This window comes from Pseudomonas edaphica (assembly GCF_965277385.1).
GTDB classification, from domain to species: Bacteria; Pseudomonadota; Gammaproteobacteria; order Pseudomonadales; family Pseudomonadaceae; genus Aquipseudomonas; species Aquipseudomonas edaphica.
This window is the reverse complement of the sequence record NZ_OZ255725.1, coordinates 5,828,468-5,855,049: the sequence shown is the minus strand read 5'-3', so window position 1 is coordinate 5,855,049 and position 26,582 is coordinate 5,828,468. Positions and strand designations below refer to the sequence as shown.

Here is a 26,582-nt window from a genome sequence, read left to right as displayed (position 1 = left end):
AGGTGTGTTTGACGTTGGTTGCGACTGGAACGAAGTTGTCCCGAGGGACGGAAGCTAACCAGGTAACCCGGCGACACACTGATGGATCGTACCAAGGCCCACGATGCCCGAAGACTGTTCGCAGTTTGCCCTTACCTGCTCAACTCGCCCTCTCGCACTGCGTTTACCCCGTCGCCTTCCCCCGCCAAACCCGACTTGACCGCCTAAGCTTCTGGTCAGCGAGCAGCCCTGCCCACGCATTGAATGCACGGCTGGCAAAACGGATGTTTTTCCAAACAAGACGCGACGAGGTTTTTCCCCATGGCACTGACACGCGAACAGCAAATTGCAGCCCTTGAAAAAGATTGGGCTGAAAACCCACGCTGGAAAGGCGTAACCCGCGCTTATTCCGCTGCTGACGTCGTCCGCCTGCGTGGCTCGGTTCAACCTGAGCACACCTTTGCAAAACTCGGCGCCGAGAAGCTGTGGAAGCTGGTCACCCAGGGTGCCAAGCCGTCCTTCCGCCCCGAAAAAGATTTCGTCAACTGCATGGGCGCCCTCACTGGCGGCCAGGCAGTTCAACAGGTAAAAGCCGGTATCCAGGCGATTTACCTGTCCGGCTGGCAAGTGGCAGCGGACAACAACTCCGCTGAATCCATGTACCCCGACCAATCGCTGTACCCGGTGGACTCCGTGCCGACCGTGGTCAAGCGCATCAACAACTCGTTCCGCCGCGCCGACCAGATCCAGTGGAAAGCCGGTAAAGGTCCGGGCGACGAAGGCTACATCGACTACTTCGCACCCATCGTGGCTGACGCCGAAGCGGGTTTCGGCGGCGTACTCAACGCCTACGAACTGATGAAGAGCATGATCGAGGCAGGCGCTGCCGGCGTGCACTTCGAAGACCAACTGGCGTCGGTGAAAAAATGCGGCCACATGGGCGGCAAGGTACTGGTTCCAACCCAGGAAGCGGTACAAAAGCTGACCGCAGCACGCTTGGCCGCTGACGTTGCCGGCACGCCGACCATCATCCTGGCGCGTACCGACGCTAACGCGGCAGACTTGCTGACCTCCGACTGCGACCCATACGACCAGCCGTTCGTGACCGGCGAACGCACCCAGGAAGGCTTCTATAAAGTGCGCGCCGGTCTCGACCAGGCGATCGCCCGTGGCCTGGCCTACGCGCCTTACGCCGACCTGATCTGGTGCGAAACCGCCAAGCCGGACCTGGACGAAGCGCGTCGCTTCGCCGAAGCGATCAAGAAGGAATACCCGGACCAACTGCTGTCCTACAACTGCTCGCCTTCTTTCAACTGGAAGAAGAACCTGGACGACGCGACCATCGCCAAGTTCCAGCGCGAACTGTCGGCCATGGGCTACAAGCACCAGTTCATCACCCTGGCTGGCATTCACAACATGTGGCACAGCATGTTCAACCTGGCGCACGACTATGCCCGTAACGACATGACCGCCTACGTGAAACTGCAGGAGCAAGAGTTCGCTGACGCCGCCAAGGGTTACACCTTTGTGGCGCACCAGCAGGAAGTGGGCACCGGCTACTTCGACGACATGACCACCGTGATCCAGGGCGGCACCTCGTCCGTGACCGCGCTGACCGGCTCGACCGAAGAAGAGCAGTTCCACTAAGTCGCGAGTAAACGGCCAGTGCGGCCCCACGGAAGACCTAACCGCACTGCCGCTTGATCTGACGCCCCGACTGGTTCGGGGCGTTTTTTTGCCCGCTTGAAAACACCACACCTCACCTGTGGGAGCTGGCTTGCCTGCGATGGCGGTGGGTCAGTGACAGATTTTCAACTGACCCACCGCCATCGCAGGCAAGCCAGCTCCCACATCGACCGTGTCGATCCTGAAGGTTTTGCGCAAAACATTGACCCAGGGCGCTATTTGCCTGAATCAAATCGGTTAAAAGATCCCCTCCAGCAACTAGCAGCAATCACGCAAGTAACAACAACTTCCCGCGCCACACGAGAAACATTCGCTTAAATCCTGCGCAAACAATATTCATTATCATTTAGCCGATGAAAACTTCTTTACCGCTTAAACAAAACACATTTGATTAAATGCCCGCTAATCCCCGCCCCACAAGGGCTACAGCCCCAAGAAGGTGCACTATGTGCTTATTCCATCGAATAATTTCGCTATAGGAATTTTACTTGCCCGGTGTTTAGCCATAAAATCACCGCGATTGATTGCAGTGCGACATATCGTCACTGCATCGTTACTTTTTCGAGCTCAGAGACCTTTGCTCTCTGTTAAGGATTTCCAGCATGACCGAAGCGACAGGACTCATGGCCCACAACTGGGGCTTTGCCATTTTCCTCCTCGGTGTTGTCGGCCTTTGTGCCTTCATGCTCGGCGTCTCCAGCCTCCTCGGGTCAAAAGCCTGGGGCCGCAGCAAAAATGAACCGTTCGAGTCCGGCATGCTGCCTACAGGTGGCGCCCGCTTGCGGCTCTCAGCCAAATTCTATCTGGTCGCGATGCTGTTCGTGATCTTCGATATCGAAGCCCTCTTTCTCTTTGCCTGGTCTGTGTCCGTCCGCGAAAGCGGCTGGACCGGATTCGTCGAAGCCCTCGTTTTCATAGCAATTCTGTTGGCAGGCCTTGTCTACCTATTCCGAGTGGGCGCCCTTGACTGGGCTCCGGAAGCTCGTCGTAAGCGGCAAGCGAAGCTGAAACAATGAGGCTTTGGCGATGCAATACAATCTCACCAGGATCGACCCGGATGCTCCTAACGATCAGTACCCTATCGGCGAACGGGAAACCGTCTCCGATCCGTTAGAAGATCAAGTCCACAAAAACATCTACATGGGCAAACTCGAAGACGTGCTGAGTGGCGCGGTCAACTGGGGGCGTAAAAACTCCCTGTGGCCGTACAACTTCGGCCTTTCGTGCTGCTACGTGGAAATGACCACCGCCTTCACGGCGCCCCACGACATCGCGCGCTTTGGCGCCGAAGTTATCCGGGCATCACCGCGCCAGGCGGATTTCATGGTTATCGCCGGCACCTGCTTTATCAAAATGGCGCCGATCATTCAGCGTCTCTACGAGCAAATGCTCGAACCGAAGTGGGTTATCTCCATGGGTTCGTGCGCCAACTCCGGTGGCATGTACGACATCTACTCCGTCGTTCAAGGGGTGGACAAGTTCCTGCCCGTGGACGTCTACGTGCCTGGCTGCCCGCCCCGCCCTGAAGCTTTTCTGCAAGGCTTGATGCTGTTGCAGGAGTCGATTGGCAAGGAGCGTCGTCCGCTTTCCTGGGTGGTCGGTGATCAAGGCGTTTATCGCGCCGAGATGCCGTCACAAAAGGAACAGCGCCGCGAACAGCGAATCGCAGTCACCAACCTGCGCAGCCCCGACGAAGTCTGATCCAGCCCCGCTTCTTTTATAGAACGAAAACCTGGCTTCATTCTTTACGTTGACCGAAAGCGATAAAAAACCATGACTACAGGCAGTGCTCTGTACATCCCGCCTTACAAGGCAGACGACCAGGATGTGGTTGTCGAACTCAATAACCGTTTTGGCCCTGACGCCTTCACCGCCCAGGCCACACGCACCGGTATGCCGGTGCTGTGGGTGGCGCGCGCCAAGCTCGTCGAAGTCCTGAGCTTCCTGCGCAACCTGCCCAAGCCGTACGTCATGCTTTATGACCTGCATGGCGTGGACGAGCGTCTGCGCACCAAGCGTCAAGGTTTGCCGAGCGGTGCCGATTTCACCGTGTTCTACCACTTGATGTCGCTGGAACGTAACAGCGACGTGATGATCAAGGTCGCGCTGTCCGAAAGCGACTTGAGCATCCCGACCGTCACCGGTATCTGGCCGAATGCCAGCTGGTACGAGCGCGAAGTTTGGGACATGTTCGGTATCGACTTCCCGGGCCACCCGCACCTGACGCGCATCATGATGCCGCCGACCTGGGAAGGTCACCCGCTGCGCAAGGACTTCCCTGCCCGCGCAACCGAATTCGACCCGTTCAGCCTCAACCTCGCCAAGCAGCAGCTTGAAGAAGAAGCTGCACGCTTCCGTCCGGAAGACTGGGGCATGAAACGCTCCGGCACCAACGAGGACTACATGTTCCTCAACCTGGGCCCGAACCACCCTTCAGCTCACGGTGCCTTCCGTATCATCCTGCAACTGGACGGCGAAGAAATCGTCGACTGTGTGCCGGACATCGGCTACCACCACCGTGGTGCCGAGAAGATGGCCGAGCGCCAGTCCTGGCACAGCTTCATCCCGTACACCGACCGTATCGACTACCTCGGCGGCGTGATGAACAACCTGCCGTACGTGCTGTCGGTCGAGAAGCTGGCCGGTATCAAGGTGCCGGACCGCGTCGACACCATCCGCATCATGATGGCCGAGTTCTTCCGCATCACCAGCCACCTGCTGTTCCTGGGTACCTATATCCAGGACGTTGGCGCCATGACCCCGGTGTTCTTCACCTTCACCGACCGTCAGCGCGCCTACAAGGTCATCGAAGCCATCACCGGTTTCCGCCTGCACCCGGCCTGGTATCGCATCGGCGGCGTGGCGCACGACCTGCCGAACGGCTGGGAGCGCCTGGTCAAGGAATTCATCGACTGGATGCCCAAGCGTCTGGACGAGTACCAAAAGGCTGCGCTGGACAACAGCATCCTCAAGGGTCGTACCATCGGCGTCGCGCAGTACAACACCAAAGAAGCCCTGGAATGGGGCGTCACTGGTGCCGGCCTGCGTTCGACCGGCTGCGACTTCGACCTGCGTAAAGCACGGCCGTACTCGGGCTACGAGAACTTCGAGTTCGAAGTGCCGCTGGCCGCCAATGGCGATGCCTACGACCGGTGCATCGTGCGCGTTGAAGAAATGCGCCAGAGCCTGAAGATCATCGAGCAGTGCATGCGCAACATGCCGGCTGGCCCGTACAAGGCGGATCATCCGCTGACCACACCGCCGCCGAAAGAGCGCACGCTGCAGCACATCGAAACCCTGATCACGCACTTCCTGCAAGTTTCGTGGGGCCCGGTGATGCCGGCCAACGAATCCTTCCAGATGATCGAAGCGACCAAGGGTATCAACAGTTATTACCTGACGAGCGATGGCGGCACCATGAGCTACCGCACCCGGATTCGTACCCCAAGCTTTGCCCACTTGCAGCAGATCCCTTCGGTGATCAAAGGCGAGATGGTCGCGGACTTGATTGCGTACCTGGGTAGTATCGATTTCGTTATGGCCGACGTGGACCGCTAAGCATGAACAGCACGCTTATCCAGACAGACCGTTTCACCTTGAGTGAAACCGAGCGCTCGGCCATCGAGCACGAGCTGCATCATTACGAAGACCCGCGCGCGGCGTCTATCGAAGCCTTGAAGATCGTCCAGAAGGAACGTGGCTGGGTGCCGGACGGCGCCCTCTACGCCATCGGCGAGATCCTCGGCATCCCCGCCAGCGACGTTGAAGGTGTGGCCACGTTCTACAGCCAGATCTTCCGCCAGCCGGTCGGCCGCCACATCATTCGCGTGTGCGACAGCATGGTCTGCTACATCGGTGGCCATGAATCAGTGGTCAGCGAAATCCAGAACAAGCTGGGCATTGGCCTCGGCCAAACCACTCCGGACGGCCGCTTCACGCTGCTGCCGGTGTGCTGCCTGGGCAACTGCGACAAGGCGCCGGCGTTGATGATCGACGACGACACATTCGGTGACGTGCAGCCTGCTGGCGTGACCCAATTGCTCGAGGGCTACCCATGACCCTTACATCTTTCGGCCCGGCCAACCTGATCAAGCGTTCGCCTGAAACCCACCCGCTGACCTGGCGCCTGCGTGACGACGGCGAGCCGGTATGGCTCGACGAGTACCAGGCCAAGAACGGTTACGCGGCGGCGCGCAAAGCCTTCGCCGACATGGCCCAGGACGATATCGTCCAGACCGTGAAAGACGCCGGCCTTAAAGGCCGCGGCGGTGCAGGCTTCCCCACCGGTGTTAAGTGGGGCCTGATGCCCAAAGACGAATCCATCAACATCCGTTACCTGCTGTGCAACGCGGACGAGATGGAGCCGAACACCTGGAAAGACCGCATGCTGATGGAGCAACTGCCCCATCTGCTGATCGAAGGCATGCTGATCAGCGCCCGCGCGCTGAAAACCTACCGGGGCTATATCTTCCTGCGTGGCGAATACACCACCGCCGCCAAGCACCTCAACCGTGCCGTGGAAGAAGCCAAGGCCGCAGGCCTGTTGGGCAAGAACATCCTCGGCTCGGGTTTTGACTTCGAGCTGTTTGTGCACACCGGCGCCGGGCGTTACATCTGCGGTGAAGAAACCGCACTGATCAACTCCCTCGAAGGTCGCCGCGCCAACCCGCGCTCCAAGCCGCCCTTCCCTGCCGCCGTGGGCGTGTGGGGCAAGCCTACCTGCGTGAACAACGTTGAAACCCTGTGCAACGTGCCGGCGATCATCGCCGACGGCGTCGACTGGTACAAATCGTTGGCCCGCGCAGGCAGCGAAGACATGGGCACCAAGCTCATGGGCTTCTCCGGCAAGGTCAAGAACCCTGGCCTGTGGGAGCTGCCGTTCGGCGTCACCGCACGCGAGCTGTTCGAGGACTACGCCGGCGGCATGCGCGACGGCTACACCTTGAAAGCCTGGCAGCCAGGCGGCGCCGGTACCGGCTTCCTGCTCCCCGAGCACCTCGACGCACAAATGTATGCCGGCGGCATCGGCAAGGTCGGCACCCGTATGGGCACTGGCCTGGCGATGGCGGTGGACAACACCGTGAACATGGTTTCGTTGCTGCGCAACATGGAGCAGTTCTTTGCCCGTGAATCGTGCGGCTTCTGCACCCCGTGCCGTGACGGCTTGCCATGGAGCGTCAAGCTCTTGATGGCGATCGAGAACGGTGAAGGCCAGCCAGGCGACATCGAGACCCTGCTGGGTCTGGTCGGGTTCCTCGGCCCAGGCAAGACCTTCTGTGCTCACGCACCGGGCGCCGTGGAGCCATTGGGCAGCGCAATCAAATACTTCCGCTCGGAGTTCGAAGCCGGCATCGCGCCTGTCAGCGCCGCCGTCCCGCCTCTGGCAAGGCCGATCGTAGTCGGCGCGTAACGCTTTAAAGGCGAAGGGTCCGTGCCCTTCGTCTTCTCATGGGCTGACGCCGTAAAGGCTGTGTTGATGCCCATGAATAACAAGATTCCATTAGCCACGCCCGCTGACAACGGGCCAACGAAGAACTTTGAACCATGGCCACTATCCACGTAGACGGCAAAGCGCTCGAAGTCGATGGGGCAGACAACCTGTTACAGGCATGTCTCTCACTAGGCCTCGACATCCCGTATTTCTGCTGGCACCCCGCGCTTGGTAGCGTTGGTGCCTGTCGCCAGTGCGCGGTCAAGCAGTACACCGACGAGAACGACACCCGTGGTCGTATCGTCATGTCCTGCATGACCCCAGCCACCGACAACACCTGGATCTCCATCGAAGATGAAGAATCCAAGGCGTTCCGCGCCAGTGTCGTCGAATGGCTGATGACCAACCACCCGCATGACTGCCCGGTCTGTGAGGAAGGCGGTCACTGCCACCTGCAAGACATGACGGTGATGACCGGCCACAACGAGCGCCGTTATCGCTTCACCAAGCGCACCCACCAGAACCAGGACCTCGGCCCGTTCATTTCCCACGAAATGAACCGCTGCATTGCCTGCTACCGTTGCGTGCGTTTCTATAAAGACTACGCCGGCGGCACCGACCTGGGCGTCTTCGGCGCCCACGACAACGTGTACTTCGGTCGCGTTGAAGACGGCGTGCTCGAAAGCGAGTTCTCCGGCAACCTCACCGAGGTCTGCCCGACCGGTGTGTTCACCGACAAGACTCACTCCGAGCGCTACAACCGTAAGTGGGACATGCAGTTCTCGCCGAGCATCTGCCATGGCTGCTCCAGCGGTTGCAACATCTCCCCGGGCGAGCGCTACGGCGAACTGCGTCGCATCGAAAACCGCTTTAACGGTTCGGTCAACCAGTACTTCCTGTGCGACCGTGGCCGTTTCGGCTATGGCTACGTCAACCGCGAAGACCGCCCACGCCAGCCGCTGTTGGCCGGTGGCGCCAAGCTGAGCCTGGACGACGCGCTGGATAAAGCCGCCGACCTGCTGCGCGGCCGCAACATCGTCGGTATCGGTTCCCCGCGTGCCAGCCTCGAAAGCAACTACGCGTTGCGCGAGCTGGTGGGTGCCGAGCACTTCTACTCCGGTATCGAAGCCGGTGAGTTGGAGCGCATCCGCCTGGTCCTGCAAGTGCTGAACGACAGCCCGCTGCCAGTCCCGAACATGCGCGACATCGAAGACCACGATGCGATCTTCGTCCTCGGCGAAGACCTGACCCAGACTGCCGCGCGTATTGCGCTGTCGCTGCGTCAGTCGGTCAAAGGCAAGGCCGAAGACATGGCCGACGCCATGCGCGTACAGCCTTGGCTCGACGCCGCGGTGAAAAACATCGGCCAGCACGCGCTGAACCCGCTGTTTATCGCAAGCCTGGCTGAAACCAAGCTCGACGACATCGCCGAAGAATGCGTTCACGCAGCGCCGGACGACCTGGCCCGCATCGGTTTCGCCGTAGCCCACGCCCTCGACGCCAGCGCGCCTGCCGTCGAAGGCCTGGACGCTGAAGCCGCTGAACTGGCCCAGCGCATCGCCGACGCCCTGCTCGCGGCCAAGCGCCCATTGATCATTGCCGGCACCTCGTTGGGTTCCAAGGCACTGATTGAGGCTGCTGCGAATATCGCGAAGGCCTTGAAGCTGCGCGACAAGAACGGTTCCATCAGCCTGGTCGTGCCGGAAGCCAACAGCCTCGGCCTGGCGATGCTCGGTGGCGAGTCCCTGGACGCGGCCCTGCAAGCGGTGACCGACGGCAACGCCGACGCCATCGTGGTACTGGAAAACGACCTGTACACCCGCACCGATGCCGCGAAGGTTGACGCTGCACTGGACGCCGCCAAAGTACTGATCGTGGCCGACCACCAGAAGACCGCCACCAGCGAGCGTGCCGACCTGGTACTGCCAGCTGCCACCTTCGCCGAAGGCGACGGTACCCTGGTCAGCCAGGAAGGCCGCGCCCAGCGCTTCTTCCAGGTGTTCGATCCGAAGTACATGGACGCCAGCATCCTGGTTCACGAAGGCTGGCGCTGGTTGCATGCCCTGCGTGCGACCTTGCTGAACCAGCCGATCGACTGGACCCAGCTCGACCACGTGACCGCTGCTGCCGCCGCAAGCGCCCCGCAGCTGGCCCGTATCGTCGACGCTGCTCCGTCCGCCTCGTTCCGCATCAAGGGCATGAAACTCGCCCGTGAACCGCTGCGTTACTCCGGCCGTACGGCCATGCGCGCCGACATCAGCGTGCACGAGCCGCGTACCCCGCAAGACCCGGATACCGCGTTTGCCTTCTCCATGGAAGGTTACTCGGGCTCGGTCGAGCCACGCCAGCAGGTGCCATTTGCCTGGTCGCCGGGCTGGAACTCGCCGCAAGCCTGGAACAAGTTCCAGGACGAAGTCGGTGGTCACATCCGCGCTGGCGACCCAGGCACCCGCCTGATCGAAAGCACCGGTGACTCGCTGAACTGGTTCGCTGCGGTACCGCGTCCATTCAACCCGGCCCAGGGCACCTGGCAGGTTGTGCCGTTCTTCCACCTGTTCGGCAGCGAAGAGACCTCTTCCAAAGCCGCGCCGGTGCAAAGTCGCATTCCTGAAGCCTACGTGTCCGTGGCCAAGTCCGAAGCCGACCGCCTGGGCGTCAACGACGGTGCCCTGCTCAGCCTGAACGTGGCCGGCAAGACCCTGCGTCTGCCGCTGCGTATCAACGATGAGTTGGGTGCTGGCCTGGTTGCACTGCCTAAAGGCCTTGCCGGTATTCCGCCTGCGATCTTTGGCAAAACCGTTGACGGTCTGCAGGAGGCAGCGCAATGACCTGGTTCACCCCTGAAGTGATCGACGTGATCATCTCGGTCGTAAAGGCCATCGTGATCCTGTTGGCCGTGGTCGTTGCGGGCGCCCTGCTCAGCTTCGTCGAACGTCGCCTGCTGGGCTGGTGGCAGGACCGTTACGGTCCGAACCGCGTTGGCCCGTTCGGTATGTTCCAGATCGCCGCCGACATGCTGAAAATGTTCTTCAAGGAAGATTGGACCCCGCCGTTTGCCGACAAGGTGATCTTCACCCTGGCACCGATCGTGGCCATGAGCGCCTTGCTGATCGCCTTCGCGATCATCCCGATCACCCCGACCTGGGGCGTGGCGGACTTGAACATCGGCTTGCTGTTCTTCTTCGCCATGGCCGGTTTGTCGGTCTACGCGGTGCTGTTCGCCGGTTGGTCGAGCAACAACAAGTTCGCCCTGTTGGGCAGCTTGCGGGCCTCGGCCCAGACCGTGTCCTACGAAGTGTTCATGGGCCTGGCGCTGATGGGCATCGTGGTGCAGGTCGGCTCGTTCAACATGCGCGACATCGTCGAGTACCAGGCGCAGAACCTGTGGTTCATCATTCCGCAGTTCTTTGGCTTCTGCACCTTCTTCATCGCTGGCGTCGCCGTGACTCACCGTCACCCGTTCGACCAGCCGGAAGCGGAACAGGAACTGGCTGACGGTTACCACATTGAATACGCCGGCATGAAATGGGGCATGTTCTTCGTTGGCGAATACATCGGCATCATCTTGATCTCGGCCCTGTTGGTCACGCTGTTCTTCGGCGGCTGGCACGGTCCGTTCGGCATCCTGCCGCAGTTGGCGTTCTTCTGGTTCTTCCTGAAGACCGCGTTCTTCATCATGTTGTTTATCCTGCTGCGCGCTTCCATTCCGCGTCCACGATACGACCAGGTGATGGATTTCAGCTGGCGCTTCTGCCTGCCGCTGACCCTGATCAATTTGCTGGTGACGGCTGCCGTTGTGTTGTTGAACACGCCAGCCGGCGCGGTTCAGTGAGGATTTGACCCATGTTCAAATATATTGGCGACATCGTTAAGGGTACCGGTACCCAGTTGCGAAGCCTGGTGATGGTGTTCGGTCACGGCTTTCGCAAACGCGACACCCTGCAATACCCGGAAGAAGCGGTGTACCTGCCGCCGCGCTATCGCGGCCGCATCGTACTGACCCGCGACCCCGATGGCGAAGAGCGTTGTGTAGCCTGCAACCTGTGCGCCGTGGCGTGCCCGGTGGGTTGCATCTCCCTGCAGAAAGCTGAAACCGAAGACGGTCGCTGGTACCCGGACTTCTTCCGCATCAACTTCTCGCGCTGCATTTTCTGTGGCCTCTGCGAGGAAGCTTGCCCGACCACCGCGATCCAGCTGACACCGGATTTCGAGATGGCCGAGTTCAAACGTCAGGACCTGGTGTACGAGAAAGAAGATCTGCTGATCTCTGGTCCCGGTAAAAACCCTGATTACAACTTCTATCGTGTTGCAGGTATGGCCGTTGCCGGTAAGCCGAAGGGCGCCGCACAAAACGAAGCCGAGCCGATCAACGTGAAGAGCTTGCTGCCTTAAGGAAGAAAGATGGAATTCGCTTTCTATTTCGCGTCCGGCATTGCAGTGGTGTCCACGCTTCGCGTGATCACCAACACCAATCCTGTGCACGCCCTGCTCTACCTGATCATTTCGTTGATCGCCGTGGCCATGACCTTTTTCAGCCTCGGCGCACCGTTCGCCGGTGTGCTGGAAGTGATCGCCTACGCCGGCGCCATCATGGTGCTGTTCGTGTTTGTGGTGATGATGCTCAACCTGGGGCCGGCCTCGGTCGCCCAGGAACGCGTCTGGCTCAAGCCCGGCATCTGGCTCGGCCCGGTCATCCTGGCAGCGCTGCTGCTGGGTGAACTGCTATATGTGCTGTTCGCTCACCAGAGCGGCCAGGCCATCGGCCACACCACCGTAGACGCGAAAGCCGTGGGCGTCAGCCTGTTCGGCCCGTACCTGCTAGTGGTCGAACTGGCTTCGATGCTGCTGCTCGCGGCAGCCATCACCGCCTTCCACTTGGGCCGCAACGAAGCCAAGGAGCAATGACGATGCCTGCTATCCCTTTGGAGCATGGTCTGGCGGTCGCCGGCATCCTGTTCTGCCTTGGCCTGGTCGGCCTGATGGTTCGCCGTAACATTCTGTTCGTGTTGATGAGCCTGGAAATCATGATGAACGCCGCCGCACTGGCGTTCGTTGTTGCAGGTAGCCGATGGGCGCAGCCGGATGGGCAAGTCATGTTCATCCTGGTGATCAGCCTGGCAGCCGCCGAGGCCAGTATTGGCCTGGCGATCCTGCTGCAACTGTATCGTCGCTTCCACACGCTTGATATCGACGCTGCCAGTGAGATGCGCGGATGAACATGATCTTTCTGACTTTCGTATTTCCCCTGATCGGTTTCCTGCTGCTGTCGTTCTCCCGTGGACGCTGGTCGGAAAACCTTTCTGCCTTGATCGGCGTGGGTTCCATTGGCTTGTCGGCGATCGTCGCCGCCTACGTCATCTGGCAATTCAACGTGGCGCCGCCGGAAGGCGGCCACTACACCCTGGTGCTGTGGCAATGGATGTCGGTGGACGGCTTCAAGCCCAACTTCGCCCTCTACGTCGACGGCCTGTCGATCACCATGCTCGGCGTGGTGGTGGGTGTAGGCTTCCTGATCCACCTGTTCGCGTCCTGGTACATGCGTGGTGAAGCCGGCTACTCGCGCTTCTTCTCGTACACCAACCTGTTTATCGCCAGCATGCTGTTCCTGGTACTCGGCGATAACCTGTTGTTCCTGTACTTCGGCTGGGAAGGCGTGGGCCTGTGCTCGTACCTGTTGATCGGTTTCTACTACAGCAACCGCAACAACGGTAACGCGGCACTCAAGGCCTTTATCGTCACCCGCATCGGCGACGTGTTCATGGCCATCGGCCTGTTCATCCTGTTCCAACAAGTGGGCACGCTGAACATCCAGGAACTGCTGGTGCTGGCACCGCAGAAATTCCAGGTTGGTGACTTCTGGATCACCCTGGCGACCCTGATGCTGCTGGGCGGCGCTGTGGGTAAATCCGCACAACTGCCGCTGCAAACCTGGCTGGCGGACGCGATGGCCGGTCCTACGCCGGTGTCGGCGCTGATCCACGCGGCAACCATGGTGACTGCGGGTGTCTACCTGATCGCGCGTACCCACGGCCTGTTCACCCTGGCGCCGGAAATCCTGCATCTTGTAGGACTGGTCGGTGGTGTGACCCTGGTTCTGGCGGGTTTTGCCGCGCTGGTACAGACCGACATCAAGCGTATCCTCGCCTACTCGACCATGAGCCAGATTGGCTACATGTTCCTGGCCCTGGGCGTTGGCGCCTGGGACGCGGCGATTTTCCACCTGATGACCCACGCCTTCTTCAAGGCCCTGCTGTTCCTTGCCTCCGGTGCAGTGATCGTTGCCTGCCACCACGAGCAGAACATCTTCAAGATGGGCGGCCTGTGGAAGAAACTGCCATTGGCCTACGCCAGCTTCATCGTCGGGGGTGCCGCCCTGGCCGCCCTGCCGTTGGTGACCGCAGGTTTCTACTCCAAGGACGAAATCCTCTGGGAAGCGTTCGCCAGCGGTAACCAGAACCTGCTGTATGCAGGCCTGGTCGGTGCGTTCATGACCTCGCTGTACACCTTCCGCCTGATCTTCATCACCTTCCACGGTGAAGCCAAGACCGAAGCGCACGCAGGCCACGGCATCTCCCACTGGTTGCCACTGTCGGTGCTGATCATCCTGTCGACCTTCATCGGCGCCATGATCACCCCGCCTCTGGCCGGTGTACTGCCGGAAAGCGCCGGGCATGCCGGTGGCGCCGCCAAGCACAGCCTGGAAATCGCCTCGGGCGCCATCGCCATCGCCGGTATCCTGCTGGCCGCGCTGCTGTTCCTGGGCAAGCGTCGCTTCGTCACCGCGGTGGCCAACAGTGGCATTGGCCGCTTCCTCTCGGCTTGGTGGTTCGCTGCATGGGGCTTCGACTGGATCTACGACAAACTGTTCGTCAAACCTTACCTGGCCATCAGCCACGTACTGCGCAAAGACCCGCTCGACCAGACCATCGGTTTGATCCCGCGAGCCGCCAAGGCCGGTCACACCGCCCTGAGCCGCAGCGAGACCGGTCAACTGCGTTGGTATGCAGCCTCCATGGCCATCGGTGCCGTGCTGGTGATCGGCGCCATCGTTGTGGTAGCGGTCTGACTATGAACCTTTTGAACTTTGCGAACCTGCGAAAGGAAACGAGCCTGTCATGATTCTGCCCTGGCTAATCCTGATCCCCTTTATCGGCGGCCTGCTCTGCTGGATGGGTGAACGCTTCGGCGCCACCCTGCCCCGCTGGATTGCGTTGCTGACCATGTCCCTGGAACTCGCGCTCGGCCTCTGGCTGTGGGCGCACGGTGACTATTCATTCGCTCCGGCACCGGGTGTCGATCCAACCTTCGCGCTTGAATTCAAGCACGTGTGGATCCAGCGCTTCGGCATCAACGTGCACCTGGCCCTCGACGGCCTGTCGCTGTTGATGATTTTGCTGACCGGCTTGCTGGGTATCCTCTCGGTACTCTGCTCCTGGAAAGAAATTCAGCGTCACGTGGGCTTCTTCCACCTGAACCTGATGTGGATTTTGGGCGGCGTTGTCGGCGTGTTCCTGGCGCTGGACCTGTTCATGTTCTTCTTCTTCTGGGAAATGATGCTGGTGCCGATGTACTTCCTCATCGCGCTCTGGGGTCACAGTTCTTCGGACGGCAAGAAAACCCGGATCTACGCGGCGACCAAGTTCTTCATCTTCACCCAGGCTTCCGGCCTGATCATGTTGGTGGCGATCCTGGGTCTGGTACTGGTCAACTTCAACAACACTGGCGTGATTACCTTCAACTACGCCGACCTGTTGAAGACCAAGATGTCGCTGACCACCGAGTACATCCTGATGCTGGGCTTCTTCATCGCCTTCGCGGTGAAGCTGCCGGTGGTGCCGTTCCACTCCTGGTTGCCTGACGCTCACGCCCAGGCACCGACCGCAGGTTCCGTCGACCTCGCCGGTATCCTGCTTAAGACTGCTGCTTATGGTCTGCTGCGTTTCGCCCTGCCGCTGTTCCCGAATGCCTCGGCCGAGTTCGCGCCGATCGCCATGACCCTGGGTCTGATCGGGATCTTCTACGGTGCGTTCCTGGCTTTTGCGCAAACCGACATCAAGCGTCTGATTGCCTTCTCGTCCGTTTCCCACATGGGTTTCGTACTGATCGGCATCTACTCCGGCAGCCAACTGGCGCTGCAAGGCGCGGTGATCCAGATGTTGGCCCACGGTGTTTCGGCCGCGGCACTGTTTATCCTCAGTGGTCAGCTGTACGAGCGCCTGCACACCCGTGACATGCGTGAAATGGGTGGCGTGTGGTCGCGCATCGCGTACCTGCCGGCCATCAGCCTGTTCTTTGCCGCCGCATCCCTGGGCTTGCCGGGCACCGGTAACTTCATCGGCGAGTTCCTGATCCTGATGGGTTCGTTCGTACATACGCCGTGGATCAGCGCCATTGCTACCTCGGGCCTGGTGTTTGGTTCGGTCTACTCGCTGATCATGATCCACCGCGCCTACTTCGGCCCGGCCAAGTCCGACACCGTCCTGCAAGGGATGGATGCTCGCGAACTGATCATGGTGCTCGGCCTTGCGGTGCTGCTGATCTACATCGGTGTGTACCCGCAACCGTTCCTGGACACTTCTGCCGCGACGATGCATGGCGTGCAGCAGTGGATCGGCACCGCCTTCTCTCAACTCGCTTCGGCCCGGTAAGAGCGCTATGGAATTCACGATCCAACACTTTATCGCGCTTGCGCCGCTGCTGATTACCAGCCTCACCGTTGTGGCGGTGATGCTGGCAATCGCCTGGCGCCGCAATCACTCGCAAACGTTCCTGCTGTCGTGTGCCGGTCTTAACCTGGCCCTGCTGTCGATCATTCCGGCACTCAAGGTCGCGCCATTGGCCGTGACCCCGCTGATGATGGTCGATGACTTCGCGCTGCTGTACATCGCGTTGATCCTGGTTGCCACCCTGGCCTGCGTCACCCTTGCCCACGCCTACCTCGGCGAAGGCGGCACTGGCTACCCAGGCAACAAGGAAGAGCTGTACCTGCTGATTCTGCTGGCTGCGGCCGGTGGCATCGTGCTGGTCAGCGCTCAGCACCTGGCCGGCTTGTTCATCGGCCTGGAACTGCTGTCGATCCCGACTTACGGCCTGGTGGCCTACGCCTTCTTCAACAAGCGCTCGCTGGAAGCCGGCATCAAGTACATGGTGCTGTCGGCTGCCGGTTCCGCGTTCCTGTTGTTCGGTATGGCCTTGCTCTACGCAGAGGCTGGCAACCTGAGCTTCACCGGTATCGGTCACGCCCTGGCGGCCACCAACATGCCTGCGCCGATTGCCCAACTGGGCCTGGCGATGATGCTGATCGGCCTGGCGTTCAAGCTGTCCCTGGTGCCGTTCCACTTGTGGACCCCGGACGTCTACGAAGGCGCCCCGGCGCCAGTGGCGGCGTTCCTGGCCACCGCGTCCAAGGTTGCCGTGTTTGCTGTGATGGTGCGTCTGTTCCAGATCTCGCCTGCGGCCAACACCGGCGTGCTGAGCACCGTGCTGACCGTGATCGCCATTGCGTCGATCCTGTTCGGTAACCTGCTGGCCCTGACCCAGAACAACCTCAAGCGTCTGCTCGGTTACTCCTCCATCGCGCACTTCGGCTACCTGCTGATCGCCCTGGTGGCGAGCAAAGGCCTGGCCGTGGAAGCCATGGGCGTGTACCTGGTCACCTACGTGATCACCAGCCTGGGCGCATTTGGCGTGATCACGCTGATGTCCTCGCCGTTCAAAGGCCGTGACGCCGACGCCCTGTACGAATACCGTGGCCTGTTCTGGCGCCGTCCGTACCTGACCGCCGTGCTTACCGTGATGATGCTGTCCCTGGCCGGTATCCCGCTGACCGCAGGCTTTATCGGCAAGTTCTACATCGTGGCTACCGGTGTTGAAGCCCACGAATGGTGGCTGGTTGCCTCGTTGGTACTGGGCAGCGCCATCGGCGTGTTCTACTACCTGCGCGTGATGGTCACCCTGTACCTGATCGAGCCAAACCTGCGCCGTGTGGATGCCGAGTTGCACTGGGAACAGAAGGCAGGCGGCGTGATGCTGCTGGCCATCGCCCTGCTCGCGTTCTTCCTGGGCGTTTACCCACAACCGTTGCTCACCCTGGTGCAGCACGCGGTACTGGGCGTTTGATCGCTTAGCTTGATGCAGTAAACGAAACGGCGCCTTCGGGCGCCGTTTTGCGTTTCTGGACTTTCAATTCTTTTGCCCTCCCCTGTGCGCTGAAATTTCCTTCCTCCTCTACCTCTTTGTCTGGCATCCAGCCGCTGAACCTAGCCGTATGGTGATTGCGTTTTAGGAAAGTTCCCACAGCCCGGTCACTTGACCCAAGGCGCGTGGGCCACCAAACTATACGCAGGCTACGTACAGAACATGGATGCTCTATTTATCGAGTTGCCGGCCTTTGAACGGCATCGCAGGGACTATCTGAGTGACGAGCTATTCCAAGGCTTTCAACAGGAGTTGATGAAGAATCCGCAAGCGGGCGACGTCATCGAGGGAACCGGCGCGCTGCGCAAGGTCCGTTTCGTCGATGAGCGACGCAACAAAGGCAAACGCGGAGGCTTGCGGGTCATTTACTACTGGTGGTCGGGCGGCACGCAGTTCTGGTTATTCACCCTGTACGGCAAACACGAACAGGATGACCTTACCCCCAACCACAAGAAAGCCTTAAAACACATGCTGGACAGGGAAATCAAAGCGAGAACACATCATGAAACGTGAAATCTTTTCCGAACTGGTCGAAGGCTTCGACGCCCTGGCCGAAGAACGCCAAGGCAAAGTCACCCTGCGGACCCACAAGGTCCATCTCAACAACCTGGCCCCCCTGAGCGCCGACGAAGTGGTGGCCGTGCGCCAACAGCTCAACCTCTCGCGCTCGGTGTTCGCCATGTACCTGCGTACCAACGTGCGCACCCTGGAAAACTGGGAACAAGGCCGGGCCAAGCCCAACGCCCAGGCCACCACCTTGATTCGGCTGGTGGCGCGCTTTCCGGAAACCGTGGCGCAGCTCGCGGCCTTGGGTTGATGGACAAAGCCCCGACAGGTTCGGGGCTTCTTCATGCAGGCTTATCGGCTCCCCCGAGGACTAGGCCCCTCCTCCTTCGCCACGAAACGCACTCGGGCTCACCCCTGTCCAGCGCTTGAAGGCCCGCCGAAAACTGCGCACATCGCTATAACCGACTTCCTCGGTAATACGTTCGATCGACAGCCCCGGATTCCCCAGCAACCCCATGGTACGTGCACGTCGCACTTGCTCCTGCAACGCTTCGAACGTCAGCCCGTGTTCGGTCAGGCGCCTGCGCAGGGTGCGCCCACTCATGTTCAAGTCGCCGGCGACCTTCTCCAGCTGGCTGCCCTGCAAATCCCGCGAAATAGCGCGTTCAACGGCCTGGATCAGGTCCATCTTCTGGTGCAACTGCGCGCTCTCCAACTCCAGCAACTCCAGGGCCTGGCGCAACGCCAAGGCGTGGTGATTAGGCAGGCGTTTATCCAGCCAATGCGGGGCCAGCACCATGCGATTGTGCAGGCAGCCAAAGCGCACATCCGCGCCAAACAGGCGTTGGTACTCAGCCTGGTAAGGCGGCACAGCGTGCACGAACTCCATGCGCAGGGGCATAAACGTCTCCCCCACGAGCGCGCGGCCATACACCATCAGGCTGGCGAAGAACTCTTCGGCCGCAAACACCTGCACCTCGGCAAACGGCAGCAGGCATTCGACGTCGACGTGTACTTCTTCCAAGGTCTCATGGGTACGGGTGGTGGCGATGCCGCCTGAGGTGTGCTGATGGCGCTCGCCAATGGCAAATGCATCGCGCAGGGTTTTGCACAGGGAGATCACATGGCCGAGCAGGCCGAGGGTGCCCAGCACGTTCTGATGCCCCACCCACAGGCCCAGCCCCTGATCGGGCAGCACCTTGAGTGCGCGCTGGATCATCGCCACAGCCTGGCGATAGGAAATACGCTGGGCCGGGTCATCCAGGTCGGCCAGGGTAAACCCCAGGCCTCGGCACAACGCTTCGGCACTCGCGCCCTTTTGCGCTACCACGTGCCCGAGGGTCTGCAACAGGAAGGGCGACACCAGCGCCAATTCAAATTGCGGGTCAATGGCTTTCCTTTGCATGGCTCACGGGTTCCCGACTGAGTACTTCAGTTCTTGTTTTAGAAACATCCTGTTAATCATAGGCGCTTGCAAGAGCCGCTGCATCCTGAGTGAAACCTGTCCGGCAAAGTCCCCCTATCTGGCCGCCAAAACCCTGCCCCGCCGGGCGCTGAAGGCATATTTCTAACGTCAGCGGTGCCCTAACAATAATAAAGAGGCCAGACATGAACCCCACCCGTGCACTTCCCCCCCTGCAACTGGCGTTGTTGAGCCTGCTCAGCCTGCCGGCCCTGGCCACCGAAGGCGGCGTCGACAACATCGGCCCCGGCACCGATGGCTTCTACATCCTGCCGCTGGACGTGAACAACCTGCCCGACCATATGTTCGCGTTCAACCTGTATTACAACCACTACCAGGCACGCAAACTGGACATCAGCTCCCTCGGCGGCAAGGTCTCGCAAGTGCGGATCAAGTCCGACGCGATCATCCCACGCCTGGACTACCTGAGCCCCGTGCGTGTGTTCGGCGGGCGCCTGGGCGGCTACATCGCCCAGCCGTATATCAAGCAACAGGTGTCGCTGTTCGGTATGTCCGACACCCGCGAAAGCATGGGCGATACCACCCTGGCGCCGATCATCCTGTGGGACATGGGCAAAAACCTGACCCTGGCCGCCGCCGTGGAAATCACCCTGCCCACCGGCGAATACGACGCCACGCGCCTGGCCAACACCAGCAACAACTTCTACACCTACAAGCCGCTGGTCTCGGCGACCTGGATGCCCAATGAACGCACCGAACTGTCGATCAAGACCACCTACAGCTTCAACGAAGAAAACCACGACACCGACTACCGCTCCGGCCAGATTTTCCATTTCGACTACTCGGCCAGCTACAAGGTGACCGACAACCTGAGCCTGGGGGTCAACGGCTATTACCTCAAGCAGACCACCGACGATAAGCAGCACGGGCGCACGGTGGTAAACATCTATGGTGATGAAGTGAATGATGGGGTCAAGGGACAAGTGTTTGCCATTGGCCCGGCGGTGTATTTCACCTTCTTGAAATACGCCAGTGCAGAGGTGCGCTGGGCTAAAGAGTTCGATGTGAAGAACCGGCCGGAAGGCGATATGTTGTGGGCCAAGCTCACCATTCCCTTTGCCCTGTAAAAACCCGACTTGAAACAGGAACACTGGCTTGTGTGGGAGTGTGATTGTGTGGGAGCTGGCTTGCCTGCGATAGCATCACCGCGGTCTAACCTTGAGACCGAGGCGTCTGCATCGCAGGCAAGCCAGCTCCCACACAAGCCAGCCCCCCACAATCACACTCCCACATTTCGAGCGCTTTGCGTCAGGAATAAACGGGCCAGGTCTCGACGATTTTCCCGTCCCGCACCCCCAGCAAATCCCCAAACTGCAACAACACAAACTCACTCTGGGTCGGGCGCAAAAACACTTGATCCTCAATATTCAATCCCACCGCCGGCGAGCCGTTGACCATCTCCTGGTTAGAACTGCGCCCAAACAGCTCATTGCTTTGCAGCCCCTGCGGCGACTCGAATTGCGCCATCCAGTTGCCGCCATAAATAAAGAACGTCTCGCGCTGATTCGGATCCCACCACGAAAACACCCGCGACTTGCCATCCAGCGCCGGAATCTCCACCGACCCGGTGCTTTTCAACACTGGCGTGGCGATAAACGCTGCCGGCACATGCTCGCTCAACGACGGCAAATCGTAATGCGTGGGCTTGAGCAACGCGGTACCCACCGACACCTCGGTACTGAGTGTTTCCTGCTCGTGAATCCGATAGCTGGGGCTGCCAGCCGTGTTCAACGTCAGCCCCTCACGCCATAACCCGGCAAACTGTTGACGGGTGAAATCAACATGGCCGTTGTAGCGCTGCATCACCTGCTCAAACAGCGCGTGGGGCGAACCGAGAATACCCGGCACGCCCATGCCCACAAACGGGTCGTAGCCCATAAATCCGGCAAACTCCAAGTGCTGCGGATTGGCGCTGATCAGCGTGAGCATCCGCCCCAGCACCGCGTTATCGCTAATGCCGCCGCGATGCAGCCCCACATCCAGCTCGATGTTCACCCGCAACCGCGTGCCCAACCCTTGCGCCAACGCCAAGTAGTGCTGCAACCGCTCTGGCGTGTCCAGTAGCCACTGCAATTGCCTGGCCGGGTCAAACGGACCTTTATGGGTTTGATAAAACAGCTCGGCCGAGCGCACCGGCAACGGCTTGCCCATGAGGATGTCGGCCTCGGGAAACACCTGCGCATCGTGGTTCAGAAACGGTTGATGAAACGACATCAGCCGCGCAGTGCCCGCGCGCTTGGCGATATACGCCAGCAACCCCGGCGACGGCAGCGACTTCTCCACCAGGCGCAAATGCTTGCCACCACGCTGCACCGACTGCATCACCACGTCGATATTGTGATCAAGGCGGTCCAGGTCGATCAGCATCACCGGGCGCATCGGTCCATGGGCTTTGAGTTCATCATTAAGGCTGCGGAAATACTCGCTGTACGGGCCGCCGCGATCACTGGGGCGCAGCCACCAGCCACCCGCCACTGCCGCCACTGCGGCGCCCAGCACAAAATGTCGGCGTTTCATCAGGCCACTCCCAGGATGGATTGCAGGTGCGCATTGAGGAACTTGCCGCTCGGGTCCAGCTCGCGGCGCACGCGGGTGAATTCGTCCCAGCGCGGGTACAGCGGCTGCAAGGTGCGCGCGTTAAGGGTGTGCAATTTGCCCCAGTGCGGGCGGCCGGCGTACTTCCAGAAAATCGGCTCCACGGCGGCAAAGAAGTTGTGATGGTCCATGGCGTAATGCTGATGGACCGAAATCGAACAGCTGTCGCGGCCTTCGAACATGCTCAAAGGGATGTCATCGGCCTTGACGTAGCGATACTCGATAGGAAACCAGGTGCGCAGGTCCTTGTCGGTGATCAGCTTGAGGATTTCCCGCAGGCACGCCGGGCCATGTTCGGCAGGCACCGAATATTCCATCTCGTTGAAACGCACGTTGCGCACATTGGCATAGACCTGGAACGACTCGGCCACGCGGTCCTGAAAGCTGGCAAAAAAACGCAGGCTGTTGAGCAAGGTGCGGCGGGTGCCCGGGAAATCACTACCATACTTGTCGAGCTTTTCGATGATCGACACAAACTCATTGCCGCCCGCCTCCGCCGGGTCGACGGGAGGCGTTTCGGGGTCATCGGTTTCGTTGAGGGCGATGGACAGCGCGTAGTCGGAATGGGTGACCACGAGCATTTCCCAGTGCTGGTTTTCGCGGGTGTTCTTGTGCACATCCTCCAGCAACTCTTCGGTCTTGGCGATCCACTGACGCTCACGCAAGCGGTACGGTGCGCGATTCTGCGAGCGGATCTGGGTGGCCACGCCCAGCGCACCGAGGGACACGCGCGCGGCGCTGAACAGCTCGGGATGGCGTTGCGCATCGCAGTCCAGCACGTCGCCTTGGGCGGTGACCAGTTGCAGGCCGGTGACGCAACCGGAATACGAGGTAAAGCCCACGCCGGTGCCATGGGTGGAGGTGGAAATCGCCCCGGCCAGGGTCTGGTAATCAATGTCCGCCATGTTCGGCAGCGCCTGGCCGACGGCCTTGAGCGCCGGCCCCATGCGCGACATCGGCGTGCCGGCGGCAAAGGTCGCTTGCAAGGTGGCGGGGTCATGGTCCAACAGCCCATTGAAGTAACTCAGCGACAACAAGGTGCCGTCGGTGGGCACCAGGGCACTGAACGAATGTGCCGAGCCTACGGGCCGAATAGTGCTCGGTGCCTGGCGAATCATTTGCACCAATTCATCCAGGTCTTTGGGCGCCAGGCGCGCCAGCGGCAGGCAGGTCTGCGCGCCCGACCAGTTGCGCCACGGGATCAACCGCGGCGCGCGGGCCAACTGGGCCAGTACCGGGTTGCTCGACAGGGCCAGAAAAACCCCGGCCACTGCCGAGCGTTGCAAGAGTTGCCGCCGTGAAAGCGCCATCCACCACCTCTTTTTATTATTGGAGTTGAACACCGGCCATAAAGCTGATCAGCGCCAGAAACTGCGCTTCGGAACACTGCATACACAGCCCCATCGGCGGCATGCCGTTGTAGCCGTTGATGCTGTGGTCCAGCAGCGTGTCGGCGCCCTGGGCGACGCGCGGGCTCCAGGCGGCCTTGTCACCCGCCAACGGCGCGCCGGCCGCCGGGTTGGCGTGGCATAGCTTGCAGCTGGTGTCGTAGACCTGGGCCAGTGCCGGGTCGGTGGGCACGGTCGTGGTCGCAGCAGTGCGTTCGGGGGCAGGTTTGGGCGTGTCGTCACAGGCCGTCAACAGGCTGAGTACGAGCAACAGTAACGCGGTGCGGGGCATGGCCACCCTCTCTTATTGTGCTGTGGAAGCTGTTTGCACACTAAGGCAGCGAAGGCAGGGCGTTGAGGGTTTTGGGGGACACAAAGGGGGCTTGTGCGGACAGTCGAATGCTCGGCGTAAGGGTTGGTGCGGTCCTTGAGGTCTACCGTGTCGCTGCCCACCTTCGAGTTTGAAATCGTTATAGCTGCCCTGCAGGCCCAGGACGGAAATCGGGCCAGTCGGTGCTGCGGCGAACACCACAGCAGGCGCGGTGACCAGCGCCAGCAGTGAGGAACCCTTGAGGAATTTTCCGAATAGCTTGGACATCGTTTTACATCTCCTTGTCTGGTGAGCAAATTATTCAGGAACCGGTTCGAACCTCGGCTTTTGCCAAAGGCTCGAATTAATTTGCATTGACATGAAGGTAAAACGGTTCAGCGAAGGCTCTAGCTCAAGGCTCCCTGGAGTTTTCCATTACTAAGCCATCAAGGGTTTGGCGAAGCTGCGGATGACTTGGCAAACGAATACCGAAGGTGCCCTGCAGCAATTCCAGTAACTCATCAGCACTCTCGACTGCACGCTTTTCGCTGGGCTGGTCAAGGCAGTGAACCGCGTAATTGGCATTGGCCAAGGTATGGCGTTTACCCGGTGCCAACCGCGCCGCTTTCAGCTGACCGACAAAAACGGAAGCCGGGTGCGTCGACACGTACCAATTGCCGATGGTGTAGTCGATATCGGCCTGCACTTGCAGGTCGAACACATATAAGCCACGCCATTCCTCACCCACCTGCGCCCACAGGGTGTAATCGGCACCGTTGAAGGTCAGGCGATAAGGTTCATGGGCGGTGGCCTGGGGCACCTCGGTATCCAGCTGCAACGGACTGCTGGGCACCATGCCGCCGAAGCCGACATCGGTGACATAACGCACGCCGTCCAGGGTCACCAGGCTCAGGCGATGGGTGCGCCCGGTGCGCGCATCAGGCGGCCCGCCCATCACCACCCAGCCGGTAAGCCCGCGGGCGTCGAAGCCCAGCTCCTGCAACAGCGCCAGGAACAGGTAGTTAAGCTCGAAACAGTAACCACCACGACCATCCAGCAAGACCTTTTGCTCGATGCTGGGCAGGTCAATCGGCACCGGTGAATGCAGCAATGTCGACAGGCTCTCAAAGGCGAAAGTGCACACGTGACGCAGCTGCAGGTCTTGCAAGGTTTTTAGCGTGGGTGGCGGGGCTGAGTCGTAGCCCAGACGCTGCAGGTAGAGCTGGCTGTGAGTCAATCGGGACATGGCGCGATCCTTGGGCGCGTGGCGGATGCGTCACTATGCCGCGCCAGTGTGCGACTTGTCATTTTGAGTGAACCTTTTTGAACGCCCGCCTATCCATCTATAACAAGACAGGGAGGCAACATGAGTACCGCAAAAATCTACACCATTCACTATCAACTGCATGGTCAACCGAAGTCCTTTGTGGTGCGCGCCGAAGTGATGAATAACGCTGAAGCGTGGCACTGGGCGGCGGTCGATGCCGATATTGCGCATGTCAGCCGTATTGGGCGCGTGGGGCATGAGCAGGTAAAGAAAACCACCCGGCCTTGGGCGGAGAAGTTTGGGATAACCGAGGTTACCTGGGTGCCGCCCAAGTAGGTTCCGTTTGGATGTGATCAAGCCCCGCTATTGCGGGGCTTGGTTTGTGGGGGTGTTGGTGGTGTTGGTGGTGTACATATCCGTTATTTAGGTAACGGCGGCCTATGGTTCCGCTCTTACAGCGGGTCACTTTTGCAAGGACGCAAAAGTAACCAAAAGGTCCTCGCCCCAACACTCGGTGCCTCGCTATGGCTCGGCATGCCCGCAATCCGCCAGTGATTTGGGGGGTCGCCGCGATGGGCCATCCTTGGCCCAGCGCGGCTAAACCGGCATCCCTGCCGGTTTACCCCCCAAATCCCTGTCGAATTCCGGCCATCGTGTTTGACGGGGCGATTTCAGATCAAGATCACGATCAAAAGCGCAGATCAAAAGACCGCTGACTTCGTCATCGAAAAGGATGTAAGGGCCAGAGCAACAGCAACAGCAACAGCAACAGCAACAGCAGAGCCATACTCGGTCAAAGGTGGGAGCTGGCTTGCCTGCGATGGCATCAACTCGGTGTGCCTGATGTACCGAGGTGTCTGCATCGCAGGCAAGCCAGCTCCCACAGAAAAGCAGATCCCAGGTGTATGCAAATCCGCTTTTCGCTTTTGATTCAACCACTCAGGTCGGCTTTCAGGCCGCCGTGCTCTGCTTTTGATCTTGCTTTTGATCTGAGGCGCCCCGTCAACCACGATGGCCGAACGCAGGCTTGAATCCGTGGGTAACCCGGCAGGACGCCGGGTTAGCCGCGCTGGGCCAAGGATGGCCCATCGCGGCGGCCCACGGATTCAAGCCGGAGTGAGGGCATGCCGAGCCTAAGCGAGGCACCGAGTGGTGGGGCGAAGACCTTTTGGTTACTTTTGGGGCGTTTGCCAAAAGTGACCCGCTGTAAGAGCGGAACCATAAGCCGCCGTTACCGCAGCAACGGATATGTACACCAAAAGCGCCAACATCACCCAGGCTTCTTAAGATCCCCCAACGGATCATAATCCACCTTTTTCCGCTGCTCCTTGTCCTTATCCAACGGCGCAATCGCCGGCCCAACAGGATCAACCTGCGGGTCCGACACATCAGGCGAATCCGGATCAAACCCCAATTCATTCTCGCCGCTGGCATGCTCGCCCGAACCCGGGCCTTTCGGATGATTACTCACAGTCACCTCCTGAACCTATAGCGGGCGCGCCCTGTCATGCAGGTTTTCCAGGTCTTCCTCAACCCGCTCCACATCATCTTCGTCCTGACGCTCGGCCGGGTCATTGGGCCGCAACGCATCGTTGTCACGCTCCTCCTCTCCCGGCGTACGGTCAGGGTCAGGTGTACCCGGCGGCGGTTGCTTGTACTCAGACATGATGGCTTACCTCAAAAGGGCTACACAGATTTAGAGAAACCACCCCAAGCCATCGTTCAACTTGTTTGCCCAA

The 26,582-nt window shown here is 60.1% G+C and carries 25 protein-coding genes; 18 read left to right on the top strand and 7 right to left on the bottom strand.

The window, feature by feature from the left end; all coding sequences use genetic code 11:
* Positions 1-300 precede the first annotated feature (300 nt).
* From aceA to ACQY47_RS26645, 16 genes are all read left to right on the top strand, one after another.
* The gene (gene aceA, locus ACQY47_RS26720; protein ID WP_003219577.1) at positions 301-1,626 is read left to right on the top strand and encodes an isocitrate lyase; all 1,326 of its coding nucleotides are present in this window, start codon (positions 301-303) and stop codon (positions 1,624-1,626) included.
* A gap of 641 nt (positions 1,627-2,267) precedes the next feature.
* Complete coding sequence (locus ACQY47_RS26715; protein ID WP_003219575.1) at positions 2,268-2,681, top strand: NADH-quinone oxidoreductase subunit A; 414 nt, start codon at positions 2,268-2,270, stop codon at positions 2,679-2,681.
* Between the two features lie 10 nt (positions 2,682-2,691).
* Entirely contained in the window at positions 2,692-3,366 is a 675-nt protein-coding gene (locus ACQY47_RS26710) for a NuoB/complex I 20 kDa subunit family protein (protein WP_012724951.1), read from the top strand.
* A 72-nt stretch (positions 3,367-3,438) separates the two neighbouring features.
* On the top strand, positions 3,439-5,223 hold the full coding sequence (gene nuoC, locus ACQY47_RS26705) for an NADH-quinone oxidoreductase subunit C/D (protein WP_017137515.1): 1,785 nt from the start codon (positions 3,439-3,441) through the stop codon (positions 5,221-5,223).
* Positions 5,224-5,225: 2 nt separating this feature from the next.
* Positions 5,226-5,723 (top strand): NADH-quinone oxidoreductase subunit NuoE, encoded by a 498-nt coding sequence (gene nuoE / locus ACQY47_RS26700; protein WP_003174721.1) that lies wholly within the window; start codon positions 5,226-5,228, stop codon positions 5,721-5,723.
* Complete coding sequence (gene nuoF, locus ACQY47_RS26695) at positions 5,720-7,075, top strand: NADH-quinone oxidoreductase subunit NuoF (protein WP_099489865.1); 1,356 nt, start codon at positions 5,720-5,722, stop codon at positions 7,073-7,075. Before nuoE ends, nuoF begins: the two co-directional genes overlap by 4 nt.
* A 134-nt stretch (positions 7,076-7,209) precedes the next feature.
* Positions 7,210-9,924, top strand: a complete 2,715-nt coding sequence (gene nuoG, locus ACQY47_RS26690) for an NADH-quinone oxidoreductase subunit NuoG (protein ID WP_428553314.1) — start codon at positions 7,210-7,212, stop codon at positions 9,922-9,924.
* Entirely contained in the window at positions 9,921-10,928 is a 1,008-nt protein-coding gene (nuoH, locus tag ACQY47_RS26685; protein WP_428553311.1) for an NADH-quinone oxidoreductase subunit NuoH, read from the top strand. Before nuoG ends, nuoH begins: the two co-directional genes overlap by 4 nt.
* Positions 10,929-10,939: 11 nt before the next feature.
* On the top strand, positions 10,940-11,488 hold the full coding sequence (gene nuoI, locus ACQY47_RS26680; protein ID WP_003174725.1) for an NADH-quinone oxidoreductase subunit NuoI: 549 nt from the start codon (positions 10,940-10,942) through the stop codon (positions 11,486-11,488).
* A 9-nt stretch (positions 11,489-11,497) separates the two neighbouring features.
* Positions 11,498-12,001 carry an NADH-quinone oxidoreductase subunit J gene (gene nuoJ, locus ACQY47_RS26675; protein WP_017137519.1) on the top strand — a complete coding sequence of 168 codons (504 nt, stop codon included), beginning with the start codon at positions 11,498-11,500 and terminating at the stop codon, positions 11,999-12,001.
* Positions 12,002-12,003: 2 nt separating this feature from the next.
* The gene (gene nuoK, locus ACQY47_RS26670) at positions 12,004-12,312 is read left to right on the top strand and encodes an NADH-quinone oxidoreductase subunit NuoK (RefSeq protein WP_017137520.1); all 309 of its coding nucleotides are present in this window, start codon (positions 12,004-12,006) and stop codon (positions 12,310-12,312) included.
* Entirely contained in the window at positions 12,309-14,162 is a 1,854-nt protein-coding gene (gene nuoL, locus ACQY47_RS26665) for an NADH-quinone oxidoreductase subunit L (RefSeq protein WP_017137521.1), read from the top strand. Before nuoK ends, nuoL begins: the two co-directional genes overlap by 4 nt.
* Before the next feature lie 49 nt (positions 14,163-14,211).
* The gene (gene nuoM / locus ACQY47_RS26660; RefSeq protein ID WP_017137522.1) at positions 14,212-15,744 is read left to right on the top strand and encodes an NADH-quinone oxidoreductase subunit M; all 1,533 of its coding nucleotides are present in this window, start codon (positions 14,212-14,214) and stop codon (positions 15,742-15,744) included.
* A gap of 7 nt (positions 15,745-15,751) precedes the next feature.
* Positions 15,752-17,215 (top strand): NADH-quinone oxidoreductase subunit NuoN, encoded by a 1,464-nt coding sequence (gene nuoN, locus ACQY47_RS26655; RefSeq protein ID WP_017137523.1) that lies wholly within the window; start codon positions 15,752-15,754, stop codon positions 17,213-17,215.
* Positions 17,216-17,455: 240 nt separating this feature from the next.
* On the top strand, positions 17,456-17,806 hold the full coding sequence (locus ACQY47_RS26650; protein WP_428553303.1) for a toxin: 351 nt from the start codon (positions 17,456-17,458) through the stop codon (positions 17,804-17,806).
* Complete coding sequence (locus ACQY47_RS26645; RefSeq protein WP_065931182.1) at positions 17,796-18,110, top strand: helix-turn-helix domain-containing protein; 315 nt, start codon at positions 17,796-17,798, stop codon at positions 18,108-18,110. Before ACQY47_RS26650 ends, ACQY47_RS26645 begins: the two co-directional genes overlap by 11 nt.
* A gap of 60 nt (positions 18,111-18,170) precedes the next feature.
* On the opposite strand, the gene ACQY47_RS26640 is transcribed toward ACQY47_RS26645, so the two are convergent.
* Entirely contained in the window at positions 18,171-19,205 is a 1,035-nt protein-coding gene (locus ACQY47_RS26640; protein ID WP_428553300.1) for an AraC family transcriptional regulator ligand-binding domain-containing protein, read from the bottom strand.
* A gap of 203 nt (positions 19,206-19,408) precedes the next feature.
* Here ACQY47_RS26640 and ACQY47_RS26635 point away from each other — a divergent pair, with 203 nt between their 5' ends.
* Positions 19,409-20,350: a SphA family protein gene (locus tag ACQY47_RS26635; RefSeq protein WP_428553297.1), complete on the top strand. Its 942-nt coding sequence runs from the start codon at positions 19,409-19,411 to the stop codon at positions 20,348-20,350.
* A 181-nt stretch (positions 20,351-20,531) separates the two neighbouring features.
* Here the strand turns inward: ACQY47_RS26635 and ACQY47_RS26630 are convergent, their stop codons facing one another.
* From ACQY47_RS26630 to ACQY47_RS26615, 4 genes are all read right to left on the bottom strand, one after another.
* Positions 20,532-21,740 carry a DSD1 family PLP-dependent enzyme gene (locus ACQY47_RS26630; protein WP_428557396.1) on the bottom strand — a complete coding sequence of 403 codons (1,209 nt, stop codon included), beginning with the start codon at positions 21,738-21,740 and terminating at the stop codon, positions 20,532-20,534.
* 59 nt (positions 21,741-21,799) lie between these two features.
* Positions 21,800-23,128, bottom strand: a complete 1,329-nt coding sequence (locus ACQY47_RS26625) for a D-arabinono-1,4-lactone oxidase (protein WP_177035056.1) — start codon at positions 23,126-23,128, stop codon at positions 21,800-21,802.
* Between the two features lie 76 nt (positions 23,129-23,204).
* A complete protein-coding gene (locus ACQY47_RS26620; protein ID WP_099548032.1) occupies positions 23,205-23,558 on the bottom strand; it encodes a c-type cytochrome in 354 nt (117 codons plus the stop codon).
* Positions 23,559-23,988: 430 nt separating this feature from the next.
* Entirely contained in the window at positions 23,989-24,822 is an 834-nt protein-coding gene (locus tag ACQY47_RS26615) for an arylamine N-acetyltransferase family protein (RefSeq protein WP_017137531.1), read from the bottom strand.
* Between the two features lie 120 nt (positions 24,823-24,942).
* Between ACQY47_RS26615 and ACQY47_RS26610 the strand changes: the two genes are divergently transcribed.
* A complete protein-coding gene (locus ACQY47_RS26610) occupies positions 24,943-25,179 on the top strand; it encodes a DUF6555 family protein (protein WP_200431862.1) in 237 nt (78 codons plus the stop codon).
* Between the two features lie 934 nt (positions 25,180-26,113).
* On the opposite strand, the gene ACQY47_RS26605 is transcribed toward ACQY47_RS26610, so the two are convergent.
* Both ACQY47_RS26605 and ACQY47_RS26600 read right to left on the bottom strand, forming a co-directional pair.
* A complete protein-coding gene (locus ACQY47_RS26605; protein ID WP_017137593.1) occupies positions 26,114-26,314 on the bottom strand; it encodes a DUF6021 family protein in 201 nt (66 codons plus the stop codon).
* 15 nt (positions 26,315-26,329) lie between these two features.
* Positions 26,330-26,509: a hypothetical protein gene (locus ACQY47_RS26600; RefSeq protein WP_099550507.1), complete on the bottom strand. Its 180-nt coding sequence runs from the start codon at positions 26,507-26,509 to the stop codon at positions 26,330-26,332.
* Positions 26,510-26,582 lie beyond the last annotated feature (73 nt).